The sequence below is a fragment of the Kitasatospora sp. NBC_00039 genome (genome assembly GCF_045160625.1).
In the GTDB taxonomy this organism is placed as follows: Bacteria; Actinomycetota; Actinomycetes; order Streptomycetales; family Streptomycetaceae; genus Kitasatospora.
Genome location: NZ_CP108289.1, coordinates 7,018,230 through 7,033,756, shown reverse-complemented (window position 1 = coordinate 7,033,756; position 15,527 = coordinate 7,018,230). Strand labels below are relative to the sequence as shown.

The 15,527-nt window shown below is 71.9% G+C and carries 13 protein-coding genes; 3 read left to right on the top strand and 10 right to left on the bottom strand.

Annotated features, from left to right (window positions below; translation table 11 throughout):
• Nucleotides 1–39 precede the first annotated feature (39 nt).
• The 3 genes from OG286_RS31395 to ppk2 form a co-directional block, all read right to left on the bottom strand.
• Nucleotides 40–1,389 (bottom strand): replication-associated recombination protein A, encoded by a 1,350-nt coding sequence (locus OG286_RS31395; protein ID WP_396321674.1) that lies wholly within the window; start codon nt 1,387–1,389, stop codon nt 40–42.
• 48 nt (nt 1,390–1,437) lie between these two features.
• Nucleotides 1,438–2,052 carry an antibiotic biosynthesis monooxygenase gene (locus OG286_RS31390; protein ID WP_396321675.1) on the bottom strand — a complete coding sequence of 205 codons (615 nt, stop codon included), beginning with the start codon at nt 2,050–2,052 and terminating at the stop codon, nt 1,438–1,440.
• 118 nt (nt 2,053–2,170) lie between these two features.
• The gene (ppk2, locus tag OG286_RS31385; RefSeq protein ID WP_396321676.1) at nt 2,171–2,998 is read right to left on the bottom strand and encodes a polyphosphate kinase 2; all 828 of its coding nucleotides are present in this window, start codon (nt 2,996–2,998) and stop codon (nt 2,171–2,173) included.
• A 205-nt stretch (nt 2,999–3,203) separates the two neighbouring features.
• Between ppk2 and OG286_RS31380 the strand changes: the two genes are divergently transcribed.
• Nucleotides 3,204–4,145, top strand: a complete 942-nt coding sequence (locus OG286_RS31380) for a LysR family transcriptional regulator (protein WP_396321677.1) — start codon at nt 3,204–3,206, stop codon at nt 4,143–4,145.
• Here OG286_RS31380 and OG286_RS31375 read toward each other — a convergent pair.
• The 4 genes from OG286_RS31375 to OG286_RS31360 form a co-directional block, all read right to left on the bottom strand.
• A complete protein-coding gene (locus tag OG286_RS31375; RefSeq protein WP_396321678.1) occupies nt 4,142–4,648 on the bottom strand; it encodes a GNAT family N-acetyltransferase in 507 nt (168 codons plus the stop codon). The two genes, OG286_RS31380 and OG286_RS31375, sit on opposite strands and share 4 nt — an antisense overlap.
• A gap of 93 nt (nt 4,649–4,741) precedes the next feature.
• The gene (gene aspS, locus OG286_RS31370) at nt 4,742–6,544 is read right to left on the bottom strand and encodes an aspartate--tRNA ligase (protein ID WP_396321679.1); all 1,803 of its coding nucleotides are present in this window, start codon (nt 6,542–6,544) and stop codon (nt 4,742–4,744) included.
• The gene (gene hisS, locus OG286_RS31365; protein WP_396321680.1) at nt 6,541–7,803 is read right to left on the bottom strand and encodes a histidine--tRNA ligase; all 1,263 of its coding nucleotides are present in this window, start codon (nt 7,801–7,803) and stop codon (nt 6,541–6,543) included. The genes aspS and hisS overlap by 4 nt, the downstream gene beginning before the upstream one ends.
• Before the next feature lie 11 nt (nt 7,804–7,814).
• Nucleotides 7,815–8,522, bottom strand: coding sequence for an MBL fold metallo-hydrolase (locus OG286_RS31360; protein WP_396321681.1), 708 nt, complete (start codon nt 8,520–8,522; stop codon nt 7,815–7,817).
• A gap of 243 nt (nt 8,523–8,765) precedes the next feature.
• Between OG286_RS31360 and OG286_RS31355 the strand changes: the two genes are divergently transcribed.
• A complete protein-coding gene (locus tag OG286_RS31355; protein ID WP_405359263.1) occupies nt 8,766–9,602 on the top strand; it encodes a peptidylprolyl isomerase in 837 nt (278 codons plus the stop codon).
• A gap of 262 nt (nt 9,603–9,864) precedes the next feature.
• Nucleotides 9,865–11,094 carry a DUF349 domain-containing protein gene (locus OG286_RS31350; RefSeq protein ID WP_396321682.1) on the top strand — a complete coding sequence of 410 codons (1,230 nt, stop codon included), beginning with the start codon at nt 9,865–9,867 and terminating at the stop codon, nt 11,092–11,094.
• Between the two features lie 69 nt (nt 11,095–11,163).
• On the opposite strand, the gene OG286_RS31345 is transcribed toward OG286_RS31350, so the two are convergent.
• The 3 genes from OG286_RS31345 to secF form a co-directional block, all read right to left on the bottom strand.
• Nucleotides 11,164–13,596, bottom strand: a complete 2,433-nt coding sequence (locus tag OG286_RS31345) for a RelA/SpoT family protein (RefSeq protein ID WP_396321683.1) — start codon at nt 13,594–13,596, stop codon at nt 11,164–11,166.
• A gap of 244 nt (nt 13,597–13,840) precedes the next feature.
• On the bottom strand, nt 13,841–14,392 hold the full coding sequence (locus tag OG286_RS31340) for an adenine phosphoribosyltransferase (protein ID WP_405365926.1): 552 nt from the start codon (nt 14,390–14,392) through the stop codon (nt 13,841–13,843).
• Nucleotides 14,393–14,418: 26 nt separating this feature from the next.
• Nucleotides 14,419–15,525, bottom strand: a complete 1,107-nt coding sequence (secF, locus tag OG286_RS31335; RefSeq protein ID WP_396321685.1) for a protein translocase subunit SecF — start codon at nt 15,523–15,525, stop codon at nt 14,419–14,421.
• Nucleotides 15,526–15,527: the final 2 nt, after the last annotated feature.

Below are 15,527 nucleotides of genomic sequence, written 5' to 3'. Positions count from 1 at the left end.
CGAGTATACCCGCAGCTTTCGCGGCGGGTTCCCCGCCCGTCACTCGCCCCTGAGCCGGCCCCTGGTCCACTCCACGATGTCCGCGTACCGGGCCTCCCCGCCGTGCCGGGTCGGCTGGTAGTACGCCTTGCCGTGCACCGCGTCCGGCGCGTACTGCTGCGCCGCGATGCCCTCCGGAAGATCGTGCGGGTACTGGTAGCCCTGGCCGTGCCCGAGCTTGCCGGCGCCGCCGTAGTGCGCGTCCCGCAGGTGCGGCGGCACCGCGCCGGCCAGGCCCTGCCGGACGTCCGTCAGCGCCGCGTCGATCGCCAGGTAGGCCGCGTTGGACTTGGGCGCCAGTGCCAGCGCGATCGCCGCCTGGGAGAGGATGATCCGCGCCTCCGGGAAGCCGATCAGCGCCACCGCCTGGGCCGCCGCCACCGCCGTGGTCAGCGCGGTCGGGTCGGCCAGGCCGACGTCCTCGCTGGCCGAGATCATCAGCCGCCGGGCGATGAACCTCGGGTCCTCCCCCGCCTCGATCATCCGGGCCAGGTAGTGCAGGGTGGCGTCGACATCGCTGCCCCGGATCGACTTGATCAGCGCGCTGGCGACGTCGTAGTGCTGGTCGCCGTCCTTGTCGTACCGGACGGCCGCCTGGTTGACCGCCGTCTCGGTGGTCGCCAGGGTGATGGTCGCCTCGCCCTTCTCCAGCGCCGCCCCGGCCGCCGCCTCCAGCGTGGTCAGCGCCCGCCGGGCGTCCCCGCCGGCCAGGCGGACGAGGTGGTCCTCCGCCTCCCCGGACAGCTCCAGCGCGCCCCCCAGGCCACGCTCGTCGGCCACCGCGCGGCGCAGCAGGGCGCGGATGTCCTCGTCGGTCAGCGACTCCAGAGTGAGCAGCAGCGAGCGCGACAGCAGCGGGGAGATCACCGAGAAGTACGGGTTCTCGGTGGTCGCGGCGATCAGGGTGACCCAGCGGTTCTCCACCGCGGGCAGCAGCGAGTCCTGCTGGGCCTTGGAGAAGCGGTGGATCTCGTCCAGGAAGAGCACCGTCTCCTTGCCGCTCATGCCGACCGCCCGGCGGGCGCCGTCGATGACCGCGCGGACCTCCTTGACGCCCGCGGTGATCGCCGACAGCTCGACGAAACGCCCCTCGACGGCCTGGCTGATCACGTGCGCGAGCGTGGTCTTGCCGGTGCCGGGCGGGCCCCAGAGGATCACCGAGCTGGTGGCCGCCGGCCCGCGCGAGCCGGCCACGAGGCGGCGCAGCGGCGAGCCGGGCTTCAGCAGCTGCCGCTGCCCGGCCACCTCGTCCAGGGTGCGCGGACGCATCCGTACGGCGAGCGGGGCCCGGCCCGGCTCCTTGGCCTGGCGTTCCTCGGCGGCGGCGGTGAAGAGGTCCGGTTCGTCCACACCGGAAGCCTATGCGAGGGCGCCGACAGCCCCGCCCGGCCGGGACCGCTACGGCTGCTGCGGAAGGTCCAGCAGGATGACCTCGAACTCCTCCAGCGACTGCAGGACGGCGCCGCCGGCGGCCACGGCCCGCGTCCGGGCCTCCGCGACCGGGCCGCGGGAGGCCACCAGGGCGGCCTTGTCGGCGAAGAGAAGACCGACCGCACCGCGCTCGTCCTCGGAGTTGATCAGCATGGAGCCGCCGAGGAACCCGTCGATGCGCTGCATCGCGGGCAGCGCCCCCTCGCGGAACGCGGCGGCCACCCGGTCGGCCTGCGCCCGGCCGAGGTCGAACTTGGTCAGCCGGAACCAGGAGCCCGGGCCGGCCTGGGCGGGCCGGGCGGCGACCACGGCCTCCCAGCGCTCCTGGGTGGCCGTCCCCCCGAACGGCGCCAGCAGCTCCGCGCGCCGCCCGCGCAGCTGCGCGTCGCTGTCCCGTTCCGCCTGTTCGCTCTCCCACCAGGAGCCCATGGTGATGATGCCGAGTTCCCGGTTGGCGAAGAGGCCGTAGCCCCGGTAGCCGGGCTGCGCGGACAGCAGGCCGACTGCCTCGGCGCGCAGCCCCTCGAGGGTCCGGTCGAGCCTGGCCGGGTCACCGGTCGCGTAGACGGTGCGAACGAACATGGGCGGGTCTCCTGACGTCCGGCGGGCGCCGCGGCGGGCGTCCGCGCGTTCACGGGCACGTCCATCGCACGCTCCGGCACCGCCGACGGCAACGCCGCGGGGCCGTTCGGAGGAGGCGCTATCCGATCCCCGCCGCGTGGTCCGGCACGTACTTCTGCAGGTCGCGCGGCGGCCGCTGGTAGCCCCGGGGGCGCGGGCGGAGCGGCAGCTCGATCCGGGGCGGGGTCACCTCGCGGTACGGGAGGGTGGAGAGCAGGTGGGCGATCATGTTGATCCGGGCCCGCCGCTTGTCGTCGCTCTCCACCACGTTCCACGGCGAGTCCGGGATGTCGGTGTGGATGAACATCTCGTCCTTGGCCCGCGAGTAGTCCTCCCAGCGGGTGATCGACTCGACGTCCATCGGCGAGAGCTTCCAGCGCTTCATCGGGTCCTCCAGCCGGCCCCGGAAGCGCAGCTGCTGCTCCGTGTCGCTGACCGAGAACCAGTACTTGCGCAGCAGGATGCCGGCCTCGGTCAGCATCCGCTCGAACATCGGGCACTGGTGCAGGAACTGCCAGTACTCCTCATCCGTGCAGAAGCCCATCACCCGCTCGACCCCGGCCCGGTTGTACCAGCTGCGGTCGAACAGCACGATCTCCCCGGCGGCGGGCAGCTGCTCGACGTACCGCTGGAAGTACCACTGGCCGCGCTGGCGTTCGGTGGGGGCGGGCAGCGCCACGACCCGGGCGATGCGCGGGTTCAGATACTCCGTCACCCGCTTGATCGCGCTGCCCTTGCCGGCCGCGTCGCGCCCCTCGAAGACGACCACCAGCCGGGCGCCTTCGGCGCGCACCCACTCCTGGAGCTTCACGAGTTCGTTCTGGAGCCGCAGCAGCTCCCGCTCGTACGGCCTCCTCGGCAGTCGCTCCGGAGGGCGGGCTCGGTCACGCTCGGGCCTGACTGCCACCTGGGTGCCTCCGTCCGGAGAGTGCTGATGACCACTCACCGTAGGCGCTGCGCCTCGTGCCCGCAGGCCGGGGGGCAAAGCGGCAGCGGCGGCCCCCTGAACCGCCGCTGCCGGACTCCCCCGTGGGCCGGCCCGAGGGCCGAGTGATCAACCTTGTCGCAGACCTGCCGGGCCGGTCCAATATCCCGTTCCATAACCTTGGGGCATGGATGTGGACACCCGACTGCTGCGCAGCTTCGCCGCGGTCTGCGAGGAGGGGCAGCTGACCGCCGCCGCGGCCCGGCTGTTCGTCTCCCAGCCGACGCTGACCAAGCAGATCCGTCAGCTGGAGGCGCTGCTCGGGGTGGAGCTGTTCGAGCGATCCCGCCGGGGCATGGCACCGACCCCGGCGGGCCGGGCCCTGGCCGAGCACGCCGGCCCGATGCTGGCGGACTGGGACGACGCGCTGCGCGCCACCAGGGCGGCGGCGGCCGAGCAGGGCTCGACGCTGCGGGTGGGCTTCGAGGGCGGCACGATCAACGTGATGACCCGGAGCACCGTGGCGGACTTCACCCGGCGGATGCCCGGCTGGCAGGTGGAGCTGCGGCAGAACAACTGGTTCGACCCCACCTCGGGGCTGGCCACCGGGGAGATCGACCTGACGCTCTGGCACGCCCCGCCGTCGATGTCCGAGCACTACAACGTCGCGGTGCTGGGCGAGGAGCCGCGGTGCGCGGCGCTGCCGGCCGGACACCGGCTGGCCGGGCGTGCGGTGATCGACTTCGAGGACCTGCTGGACGAGCCCTTCGTGGCGATACCGCACGAGGCCGGGCACTGGCGCGACTACTGGCTGGCGGTCCGGGAGCGGGACGGGCGGCCGGTGCGGATCGGCGCGGTGGCGCACAACACCGACGAGTGGCTGGCCGCGGTGGTGTGCGGCCAGGGCATCGGCTTCGCCCCGGAGACGATGAGCCGGCTGGCGGCGCGGGAGGATGTCGCGTACCGGCCGGTGCGGGGGCTGAGCCCCAGCCTGGTCGGGCTGTACTGGCCGAAGGAGCGGGAGCTGACCCAGGCGATGGCCGCGTTCGTGCAGAGCTGCCGGGCGACGGTCGGCCCCCCGCCGGGCGGGAGTCCCGCCTGCAGGAACGGCGCCGACCGGGCGCCCTAGACGGCCTCGAACGGCTCCGGGTAGCGGCAGAGCCCGCGCGGACCGCCGTCGTACGCGGGCAGGGCGAGCGCCTGGAAGTAGGCCTCCGGCACCTCGAACGGGCCGGCGACCTCGTGCTGCCGGGCCGGCAGGAAGCCGAACCGGCCGTAGTAGCCCGGGTCGCCGAGCACCACGACGAGCTTCTCGCCCGCCACCTCGGCGGCGTCCAGCGCGGCCCGGACGACCAGCTCGCCGACGCCCTTGCGCTGCCACTCCGGCGCGACCGCGACCGGCGCGAGCGCCAGGCCCTGGCCGTCGCCGACCCGCAGCCGGGTGAGCAGCGCATGGCCGACGACCAGGCCGGCCTCTTCCACCGCGACCAGCGACAGGCCGGGCAGCCAGGCGGGGTCGCGGCGCAGCGCGTCCACCAGGTCGGCCTCGTCGGGGCCGGGGAACGCGGCCATGTGGACCCGTCTGGTGGCGGGCGCGTCGTCCGGACACTCGACTCTGGTGCTGACCTTCATGGGGGGAAGCCTCTCTCCGTCGCACACCGTTGTGGACCGGCCCCGGACGGCAGGTGCGCCGTCCGGGGCCGTGAAAGGTTAGCCGACTGGACGTCAGGCCTTGGGCTGGGCCTCGGACTTGGCGTCGGCCTTCGCGTCCTCGCGGACCTTCGGCTGGGCGTCGACGCCGGCCTCGCGGCGCTGCGCCGGAGTGATCGGCGTGGGGGCGCCGGTCAGCGGGTCGCCGCCGGTGGACGTCTTCGGGAACGCGATGACGTCCCGGATGGTGTCGTACCCGCCGAGCAGCGTGACGATCCGGTCGAGACCGAAGGCGACGCCACCGTGCGGCGGCGGGCCGTAGTTGAAGGCGTCCAGCAGGAAGCCGAACTGCGAGGCCGCCTCCTCCTCGGAGAGGCCGATCGCGTCGAACGCCCGCTTCTGCACGTCCCGCTGGTGGATACGGATCGAACCGCCGCCCAGCTCCGAGCCGTTGAGGACCAGGTCGTAGGCGTTGGAGAGCGCCGAGCCCGGGTCGGTGTCGAAGGTGGCGAGCGACTCGGCGGTCGGGGCGGTGAAGGGGTGGTGCACCGCGTGCCAGCCCTGGAACTCGCCCTTGTCGTCCTCGATCGGCTCGAACATCGGGAAGTCGACGACCCAGAGGAAGGCCCACTGGGACTCGTCGATCAGCTCGCAGCGGCGGCCGATCTCCAGGCGGGCGGCGCCGAGCAGCTCCTGCGAGGGGCGCTGCTTGCCGGCCGCGAAGAAGATCGCGTCACCGTTCTTGGCGCCGGCGGCGGCGGCCAGGCCGGCCAGGTGCTCGGCGGAGAGGTTCTTGGCGACGGGGCCGCGCAGCTCGCCGGTCTCGGCGTCGATGACGACGTAGGCGAGGCCGCGGGCGCCGCGCGCCTTGGCCCAGTCCTGCCAGGCGTCGAGCGCCTTGCGCGGCTGGGAGGCGCCGCCGGGCATGACCACGGCGCCGACGTACGGGGCCTGGAAGACGCGGAACTCGGTGCCCTTGAAGTACTCGGTGAGGTCGGTGAGTTCCTGGCCGAAGCGGACGTCCGGCTTGTCGGAGCCGTAGCGGGCCATGGCGTCCGCGTAGGTCATCCGGGGCAGCGGGTTCGGGATCTCGTACCCGTGCACCTCGCGCCAGATCGAGCCGACGATCTTCTCGCCGAGGGCCAGGACGTCCTCCTGGTCGACGAACGAGGCCTCGATGTCCAGCTGGGTGAACTCCGGCTGCCGGTCGGCGCGGAAGTCCTCGTCGCGGAAGCAGCGGGCGATCTGGTAGTACCGCTCCATGCCGGCCACCATCAGCAGCTGCTTGAACAGCTGGGGCGACTGCGGCAGCGCGTACCAGTGGCCGGGCTGGAGGCGGACCGGGACGAGGAAGTCGCGGGCGCCCTCGGGGGTGGAGCGGGTGAGGTACGGCGTCTCGATGTCGAGGTAGTCGTTCTCCTCCATCACCCGGCGGATGATGTTGTTGACCTTCGAGCGCAGCCGCAGGCCCTTGGCCGGGCCCTCACGGCGCAGGTCCAGGTAGCGGTAGCGGAGCCGGACCTCCTCGTTGACCGTGCCGGGCTCGTACTCGGCGACCGGGAAGGGCAGCGGGGCGGCCTCGGAGAGCACCTCGATCTCGGTGACGACGACCTCGACGGCGCCGGTCGGGATGTCCGGGTTCTCGTTGCCCTCGGGGCGCACCCGGACGTCGCCGACGACCTTGACGCAGTACTCGGCGCGCAGGCCGTGCACCGAGTCGAGGTCGCGGACCACGATCTGCACGGTGCCGGAGGCGTCGCGCAGGTCGATGAAGGCCACGCCGCCGTGGTCGCGGCGGCGGGCGACCCAGCCGGCCAGGGTGACGGTGGTGCCTGCGTGCTCCGGGCGGAGCGTGCCCGCGTCGTGCGTGCGGATCACAGCTGCTTCTCCTTCAGGGTGGTGACGAGTGCGTCGAGGGCGACGGGGTTCTGCTCGCCGGTGGTCAGGTCCTTGAGCTGGACGACGCCGTCGGCGAGGTCCCGGTCACCGGCGAGCACGGCGAAGCGGGCGCCGGAACGGTCCGCGGACTTCATCGCGTTCTTGATGCCCTTGACGCCGAAGGCGAGGTCGGTGGCGACGCCCTCGCGGCGCAGCTCGACCACCTTGGCGAAGAGGACGTTCTTCGCTTCGTCGCTCAGGGCGACGGCGTAGACGGAGGTGGTGGAGGGCAGGTCGAGGACGACGCCCTCGGCCTCCATCGCCAGGTAGGTGCGGTCGACGCCCAGGCCCCAGCCGACGGACGGCAGCGCCGGGCCGCCGAGCATCTCGGAGAGGCCGTCGTAGCGGCCGCCGCCGCCGATCGCGGACTGCGCACCGAGGCCGTTGTGCACGAACTCGAAGGTGGTGCGGGTGTAGTAGTCCAGCCCGCGGACCAGCTTGGGGTCGTCGGTGAAGGGCACGCCGGCGGCGGTGAGCAGCTCGCGGACCCTCTCGTCGTAGGCCTTGCACTCCTCGCAGAGGTAGTCGCGCAGCCTGGGGGCGTCGGTCAGCTGGGCCTGGACGGAGTCGCGCTTGTCGTCCAGCACCCGCAGCGGGTTGATCTCGGCGCGGCGGCGGGTGTCCTCGTCGAGGTCCAGGCCGGCCAGGAACTCGATCAGCGCGGCGCGGTAGAGCGGCCGGCACTGCTTGTCCCCGAGGCTGTTGATCAGCAGCGAGTAGTCGGCGAGGCCCAGCGAGCGGAAGGCGTCGTCGGCCAGGATGATCAGCTCGGCGTCCAGCGCCGGGTCCTCCGCGCCGATCGCCTCGGCGCCGACCTGGGCGAACTGGCGGTAGCGGCCGGCCTGCGGGCGCTCGTAGCGGTAGAAGGAGCCGGAGTACCAGAGCTTGACCGGCAGGTTGCCCAGCTTGTGCAGGTTGGCCTGCAGGGCGGCGCGGACCACCGACGCGGTGCCCTCGGGGCGGAGCGCGAGGTCCTCCCTGCCGCGCTTGGTGAGCGAGAACATCTCCTTGGTGACGATGTCCGTCGACTCGCCGACACCGCGGGAGAACAGCTTGACGTCCTCGAAGACCGGGGTCTCGATGTAGCCGTAGCCGGCCCGGCGCAGCGGCGCGCTGAGGCGCTCGCGGATCGCCAGGAAGGTCGCGGAGCTGGGGGGCAGCAGGTCGTAGGTGCCCTTGGGGGCGGTGAAGGTGCTCAACTTCTCTTCCGTCACATTCCTCGTCGCGGGAAGGCCGGAGCGCCCTGCGCTCCCGCCGCCTGCCTGAGGTAGGGGTTGGTGGCGCGCTCACGGCCGATGGTGGTCTGTCCGCCGTGGCCGGAGAGGACCACGGTCGCGTCGTCGAGGGGCAGGCACACCCGGGCCAGCGACTGCATGATCGCCTCGCTGTCCCCGCCCGGGAGGTCCGTACGCCCGATGGAGCCGGCGAAGAGCAGATCGCCCGAGAAGAGCACCGGGGGCAGATCCTCGGCGCCGGGCGTCCGGAACGTCACCGACCCCTTGGTATGGCCGGGCGCGTGGTCGACGGTGAGCTTCAGGCCGGCCAGGTCGAGCACGCTGCCGTCGGTGAGCTCGCGCACGTCGTCGGGCTCGCCGACGGTGAGCTCGCCCATCAGCTGGGTGCCGAGCGAGCGGCCGAGCGCCCTCTCCGGGTCGGCCATCATGTAGCGGTCCTCGGGGTGGATCCACGCCGGGACGCCCTTGGCGCCGCAGACCGGGACGACCGAGGCGATGTGGTCGATGTGGCCGTGGGTGAGCACGACCGCGACGGGCTTGAGCCGGTGCTCGCGGATCAGCTCGTCGACGCCGTGGGCGGCCTGGTGGCCGGGGTCGACGATGACGCACTCCTCGCCCGGCGCCGGAGCGACCAGGTAGCAGTTGGTGCCCCAGGCTCCAGCGGGGAATCCGGCGATGAACACGCGCGTCCTTCGTGACTCGGTCGGCAGTGGCGGCTACGGGATGCGGCTACACGAGGTGGTGTAAGCGCAGCCTACCGGCGGTCCGGGTCCGGTTGCGAACCAGATAGGGGTGACAGGACCACTCGTCCTGACAGGTTCACCGCGTTCTTACAGCCGCGGTACCTACACTTGGCCATCGATGGATGCGATGATCCGCTCCAGCATCCGTACACAAGTCCAGCGCATATGTAGGAGACACGGCCTGTGGTCACCAGCGAACAGCGGCGGCGGCAGCTCGCCCGCGAGAAGTACGAGCGCCAGGCGCAGCGCCGGGCCGAGGCCCACGCCGCGCGCAGGCGCCGCAACACCATCATCGGGGCCTCGCTCGCCGTGGTGGTGCTGGCGGGCGGCGGCGCACTGGTGGGCACGGGTGCGTTCGACTCCGAGGACAAGAAGGACTCGTCCTCCACCGCGCAGGCCGCGCCGACCGCCACCGGGGAGCCCACCGCCCCGACCCGCAAGCCGGTCGAGGGCTGCACCGACCCGGCGCCGGGCGCGCCGAACGGCAAGCAGTGGCAGACCGAGCCGGCGATGAGCATCGACGCCACCGGCACCTACACGTCGACCCTGGACACCAACTGCGGCAAGGTGACGCTCACCCTGGACGCGGCCAAGGCGCCGCACACGGTCAACTCCTTCGCCTTCCTCTCGGGCCAGCAGTTCTTCGACCACACCAAGTGCCACCGGCTGACCACGGGCGGCATCTTCGTGCTGCAGTGCGGCGACCCGACGGCCAGCGCCACCGCCCCGGGCGGCACCGGCGGCCCGGGCTACAAGTTCGCCGACGAGAACCTGACCGGCGCGACGTACCCGGCGGGCACGGTGGCGATGGCCAACTCCGGCCCGGGCACCAACGGCAGCCAGTTCTTCCTGGTCTACAAGGACACCAAGCTGGACCCGAACTACACCCCGTTCGGCAAGATCACCGGCGGTCTGGACGTGCTTCAGAAGATCGCCGCGGCGGGAACCCTGGAGGGTGGGGCGGACGGCCACCCGATGGCCGACGTCACCCTCAACTCGGTCACCACCGCGAAGGGTTGACCCGTACCGGGGCCGCGCCGCGCACGCCCGGGAGGCGTGCGGGCGCGGCCCCGGCCCGAAATCGCCCGGCCCGGATGCGGACAGCACCGGGCCTGGTCGCCTATGTTGGCGTTGTGTAGGGTGCCCAGACCCGCCGGCCGTCACCCTCGGCAGCAAGACACGGCGGACGGGACGGCGGACTCATCGGTCCGCCGCACATCAACTGTGGACGACGTACGCGTACCGCCCCGGCGCGGGCGCGACGTCATGTGGAGGACGCGCTATGAGCAGCGACCCGTGGGGCCGTGTCGACGAGCAGGGCACGGTCTACGTCAGGACGGCCGACGGCGAACGCGTCGTGGGTTCCTGGCAGGCCGGCTCGCCCGAAGAGGCTCTCGCCTACTTCGAGCGCAAGTACCAGGGCATCGAGGTGGAGATCGGCCTGCTGGAGAAGCGGGTGCGCACCACCGACCTGGCCGCCAAGGACGCCCAGACGGCGCTGGAGCACCTGCGCGCGCAGGTGGCCGAGGGGCACGCGGTCGGCGACCTGGACGCGCTGGCCAAGCGGCTGGACACGCTCGCCGGTGAGATCGAGAGCCGCCGCGAGCAGCGCAAGGCGGCCCGCGCCAAGGCCCAGGACGAGACCCGGACGGCCAAGGAGGAGCTGGTCGCCGAGGCCGAGCGGCTCGCCGAGTCGACCCAGTGGCGGGAGGCCGGCGACCGGCTGCGCGCCCTGGTGGACATCTGGAAGGGCCTGCCGCGGCTGGACCGCAAGAGCGACGACGAGCTGTGGCACCGCTTCTCGCACGCCCGCTCGGTCTTCTCCAAGCACCGCAAGGCGCACTTCGCCACCCTCGACGCCGAGCGCGACCAGGCCCGGGCGGTCAAGGAGCGCCTGGTCACCGAGGCGGAGGCGCTCTCCTCGTCCACCGAGTGGGGCGACACCGCGGCCCGCTACCGGGACCTGATGGCGCGCTGGAAGGCCGCCGGGCGCGCCCAGCGCGACATCGAGGACGAGCTGTGGGCGCGGTTCCGCGGTGCCCAGGACGTCTTCTTCCAGGCCCGGTCCGCCGTGTTCAGCGAGCGCGACGCCGAGCAGGTCGCCAACCAGAAGCTCAAGGAGGCGCTGGCGGCCGAGGCCGAGACGATCCTGCCGATCACCGACCTCAAGGCCGCCAAGGCGGCGCTGCGCGACATCAACGAGCGCTGGGAGGCGATCGGGCACGTGCCGCGCGACGTCCGGCCGAAGCTGGACGGCCGGCTGAACACGGTCGAGCGGGCGATCCGCGAGGCCGAGGACGCCGAGTGGAAGCGCTCCAACCCGGAGGCCAAGGCCCGTGCGGCCGGCATGGTCGGCCTCTTCGAGGCCAAGGCCGAGAAGATCCAGGCCGACCTGGACAAGGCCCGCGCGGCCGGCAACGCGAGCCGCGTCGCCAAGCTGGAGTCCGAGCTGGCCGGCGTCCAGACCCTGCTGGAGCAGGCGCACAAGAGCCAGGACGAGTTCAGCGGCTGAGTCCCCCGCCGCAGGACACGACGAAGGGCCCCGGGCGAACCCGGGGCCCTTCGTCGTGTCTGCCGTCCGCTACTTGCGGGCCGAGGTGACCCGGTAGACGTCGTACACGCCCTCGACGCCGCGGACCGCCTTGAGCACGTGCCCGAGGTGCTTCGGGTCGCCCATCTCGAAGGTGAAGCGGCTCATCGCCACCCGGTCGCGGGAGGTCTGCACCGCCGCCGACAGGATGTTGACGTGCTGGTCGGAGAGGACCCGGGTGACGTCCGAGAGCAGCCGGGAGCGGTCCAGCGCCTCGACCTGGATGGCGACCAGGAAGACGGACGACTGGGTGGCCGCCCACTCGACGTCGATCATCCGCTCGGGCTGCTGGCTGAGCGCCTCCACGTTGACGCAGTCGGCGCGGTGCACCGAGACGCCGTTGCCTCGGGTGACGAAGCCGACGATCGGGTCGCCCGGCACCGGCGTGCAGCAGCGCGACAGCTTGACCCAGACGTCCTCGACGCCCTTGACGATGACGCCGGGGTCGCCCTTGGCCCGGCGGCGCACGGCACGGCGGGTGTCGTGGGTCGGGGTGGCCGTCTCGGCGAGGTCCTCGGTGGCACCCTCCTCGCCGCCGAGCGCCTGCACCAGCTTCTGCACGATGTTCTGCGCGGCGACGTGGCCCTCGCCGATCGCGGCGTACAGCGAGGAGATGTCGGGGTAGCGCATCTCGTGGGCCAGGGTGACCAGCGAGTCGCCGGTCAGGATCCGCTGGATCGGCAGGCCCTGCTTGCGCATCGCCCGGGCGATGGCCTCCTTGCCGTGCTCGATCGCCTCCTCGCGGCGCTCCTTGGAGAACCAGGCGCGGATCTTGTTGCGGGCGCGCGGGGACTTGACGAAGCCCAGCCAGTCCCGGGAGGGGCCGGCGTTCTCCGCCTTGGAGGTGAAGACCTCGACGCTGTCGCCGTTCTCCAGGGTCGACTCCAGCGGCACCAGCCGCCCGTTGACCCGGGCCCCTATGCAGCGGTACCCGACCTCGGTGTGGACGGCGAAGGCGAAGTCCACCGGGGTGGCGGCGGCCGGCAGCGCTATCACGTCGCCCTTGGGCGTGAAGACGAAGACCTCGTTGTTGGAGAGGTCGAAGCGCAGCGACTCCAGGAACTCGCTCGGGTCCTCGGTCTCCTTCTGCCAGTCCAGCAGCTGCCGCAGCCAGGCCATCTCGTTGACGGCGCCCGCCTTGTCGTCCTTGCGGGCCTGGGTGGGGGTGTCGGTGCGGACCTTGGAGGCGCCGGCCACCGCGCGCTGCTTGTACTTCCAGTGCGCGGCGATGCCGTACTCGGCCCGGCGGTGCATGTCGAAGGTGCGGATCTGGAGTTCGACGGGCTTGCCGCCGGGGCCGATCACCGTCGTGTGCAGCGACTGGTACATGTTGAACTTGGGCATCGCGATGTAGTCCTTGAACCGCCCCGGCACCGGGTTCCACCGTGCGTGGATGGTACCCAGCGCCGCGTAGCAGTCGCGGACGGTGTCGACCAGGACCCGGATGCCCACCAGGTCGTAGATCTCGGCGAAGTCCCGGCCCCGGACGATCATCTTCTGGTAGACCGAGTAGTAGTGCTTCGGCCGGCCGGTGACGGACGCGGTGATCCGGGCGCCGCGCAGGTCGCCCTGGACCTGGTCGATCACGGTAGCCAGGTACTCGTCCCGCTTGGGCGCGCGCTCGGCGACCAGGCGGACGATCTCGTCGTACATCTTGGGGTAGAGGATCGCGAAGGCGAGGTCCTCCAGCTCCCACTTGATGGTGTTCATGCCCAGCCGGTGCGCCAGCGGGGCGTAGATCTCCAGCGTCTCGCGGGCCTTCTTCTCCTGCTTCTCCCGCTTGAGGTAGCGCATGGTGCGCATGTTGTGCAGGCGGTCGGCCAGCTTGATCACCAGGACGCGCGGGTCCTTGGCCATCGCGACGACCATCTTGCGGACGGTCTCGGCCTGCGCGGCCTCGCCGAACTTCACCCGGTCCAGCTTGGTGACACCGTCGACCAGCAGGGCCACCGAGTCGCCGAAGTCCCTGCGCAGGGTCTCCAGGCCGTAGTCGGTGTCCTCGACGGTGTCGTGCAGCAGCCCGGCCATCAGGGTCGGGGCGTCCATGCCCAGCTCGGCCAGGATGGTCGCGACCGCGAGCGGGTGGGTGATGTACGGGTCGCCGCTCTTGCGCTTCTGCCCGCGGTGCCACTTCTCGGCGACCGCGTACGCCTTCTCGATGTCCCGCAGCAGCGCCGGGTCGGCCTTGGGGTCGTTGGCCCGGATCGAGCGGAACAGCGGCTCCAGAACGGGGTTGAGCACGCTGGAGCGCTGGCCGCCGAGGCGGGCCAGGCGGGCGCGCATGCCGCCGGTGGAGGACGGGCGGCTCGCGGGAGCCACCGGACGCGAGGAGGTCGGCGCCGGACGTGCCGGGGTGGCCCCCGAGGGCGTGGGACGGTCTTCGGGGGCGGCCGCTGCGGCCGTGGGCACAACCTCGTCGGGCAAGGACACTCCTCGGGGCACCGGGCCGACCTCCCGTACGGCTGCCACCAACACGGACAACCGGGAGGGGATGAATCTTCATGGTACCGAGCCGGGCGCTCCGGTGTTCAGCCGCCCGGGCCCGGACACGCTCCGGGCACGTGAAGGGCGGCGGTCGGATGATCCGACCGCCGCCCTCGTCCGTGCCTCGGCCCGTCTCCCGGACCGGTTCCCGGACCGTTCCCCGGCCCGTTCTCCGGACCGCTTCTCAGACCGTGACCAGTGTCTCCAGCGGGGCGGTGCCCAGGTGCCCGGAGAGCCGCTCGCGGCCGTCCAGGAAGCCCAGCTCCATCAGCACCACGACGCCCGCCAGCTCGGCGCCGGCCTCCTTCACCAGGTCCAGCGAGGCCCCGATGGTCCCGCCCGTGGCCAGCACGTCGTCCACCACCAGCACCCGCTCACCGGGCGCGAAGGCGTCGCACTGCACCTCCAGCGTCGCCTGGCCGTACTCCAGCTCGTACGAGCGGCGGAACACCTCGCCGGGCAGCTTGCCCTGCTTGCGGATCGGCACGAAGCCGAGCCCGGCCGCGAAGGCCGCCGGGGCCGCCAGCACGAAGCCGCGCGCCTCCAGGCCCACCACCTTGGTCGCACCGAGGGCCGTCGCCCGCTCCGCCAGCGCCCGGGTGAGGGCCGCGAAGGCCTCGGCGTCGGCGAGCAGCGGCGCGATGTCCTTGAACAGCACACCCGGCTTCGGGTAGTCCGGGACAGCCCGGATCCGGCTGTTCAGCAGCTCGGCCAGTGCGGTGTCGGCGGTGGTCACGAAGTGTCCTTACGATCGGTCGGAGGTCAGCGCTTGGTGGACGGACGGCCCTTGGCACGGGCGCCGCCCGCCCGGCCGCGCTGACCGACCATACCCGCCGACAGGTCGCCGTCGGCGAACTCCTCGCCCTCCAGCGTTCCGTCCCGGCCCTCGGCCGCGGCCTTGGCGTCCGCGGCGCGCCGCTGGGCGACCCGCTTGGCCAGCGCCTTCATGTCGGACTGCTCCTCCTTGAGCTGCGCCAGCAGCGGGGTGGCGACGCAGATCGAGGAGTAGGCACCGGCGGCGAGGCCGATGAACAGCGCGAGCGAGATGTCGTTCAGCGTGCCGGCGCCCAGGATGCCGCCACCGATGAACAGCAGCGCCGCCACCGGGAGCAGGGCGACCACCGTGGTGTTGAGCGAGCGCACCAGGGTCTGGTTGAGGCCCGCGTTGGCCGCCTCGCTGTAGGTGAGCTTGTTCTGCTTGGTGAGCCCCTTGGTGTTCTCCTTCACGGTGTCGAAGACGACGACCGTGTCGTAGAGCGAGTACCCGAGGATGGTCAGGAAGCCGATCACCGTACCGGGGGTGACCTCGAAGCCCACCAGGGCGTAGACCCCGATGGTGATCAGGAGGTCGTGGATGAGGGCGACCAGGGCCGCCGCCGCCATCCGCCACTCGAAGGCGATCGCCAGGTAGACCGTCACCAGGACCATGAAGATGATCAGGCCGGTGAGGGCCTTGCTGGAGATCTGCTCACCCCAGCTGGGACCGATCACCTGGGTGTCGATCTCCTGGAGCGGAACGCCGAGCTCCTTGGACAGCTTGTCGGTGAAGACCGACGAGCTGACGTTCTCCTCGGAGGAGACCTGGATGCGGAACTTCTTGCCGTTGTCCACGGACTGCACCAGCGGGTGCGAGTGGACGATCTTGTCCACCGCCTCCTGCGTCTGCGAGATGCTCAGCCCGGGCTTGGAGACGGTGTAAACCGAACCGCCCTTGAACTCGATGCCCAGTTTCAGGCCCAGGGCCAGACCGACCGCCGCGACCAGCACGATCACGCCGGAGATGCTGTACCAGAGCTTGCGGCGACCGACGAAGTCGAAGCTGACCTCGCCCTGGTAGAGCCGGTGGCCCAGATTGGAGAAGCGTGACACGG

What these genes read in the sequence shown, in the direction of transcription:
- OG286_RS31375 (WP_396321678.1), bottom strand. Translation starts at nt 4,648, where the DNA reads ATGAAGGTCAGCACCAGAGTCGAGTGTCCGGACGACGCGCCCGCCACC.
- OG286_RS31380 (WP_396321677.1), top strand. Translation starts at nt 3,204, where the DNA reads ATGGATGTGGACACCCGACTGCTGCGCAGCTTCGCCGCGGTCTGCGAG.
- OG286_RS31350 (WP_396321682.1), top strand. Translation starts at nt 9,865, where the DNA reads ATGAGCAGCGACCCGTGGGGCCGTGTCGACGAGCAGGGCACGGTCTAC.
- OG286_RS31390 (WP_396321675.1), bottom strand. Translation starts at nt 2,052, where the DNA reads ATGTTCGTTCGCACCGTCTACGCGACCGGTGACCCGGCCAGGCTCGAC.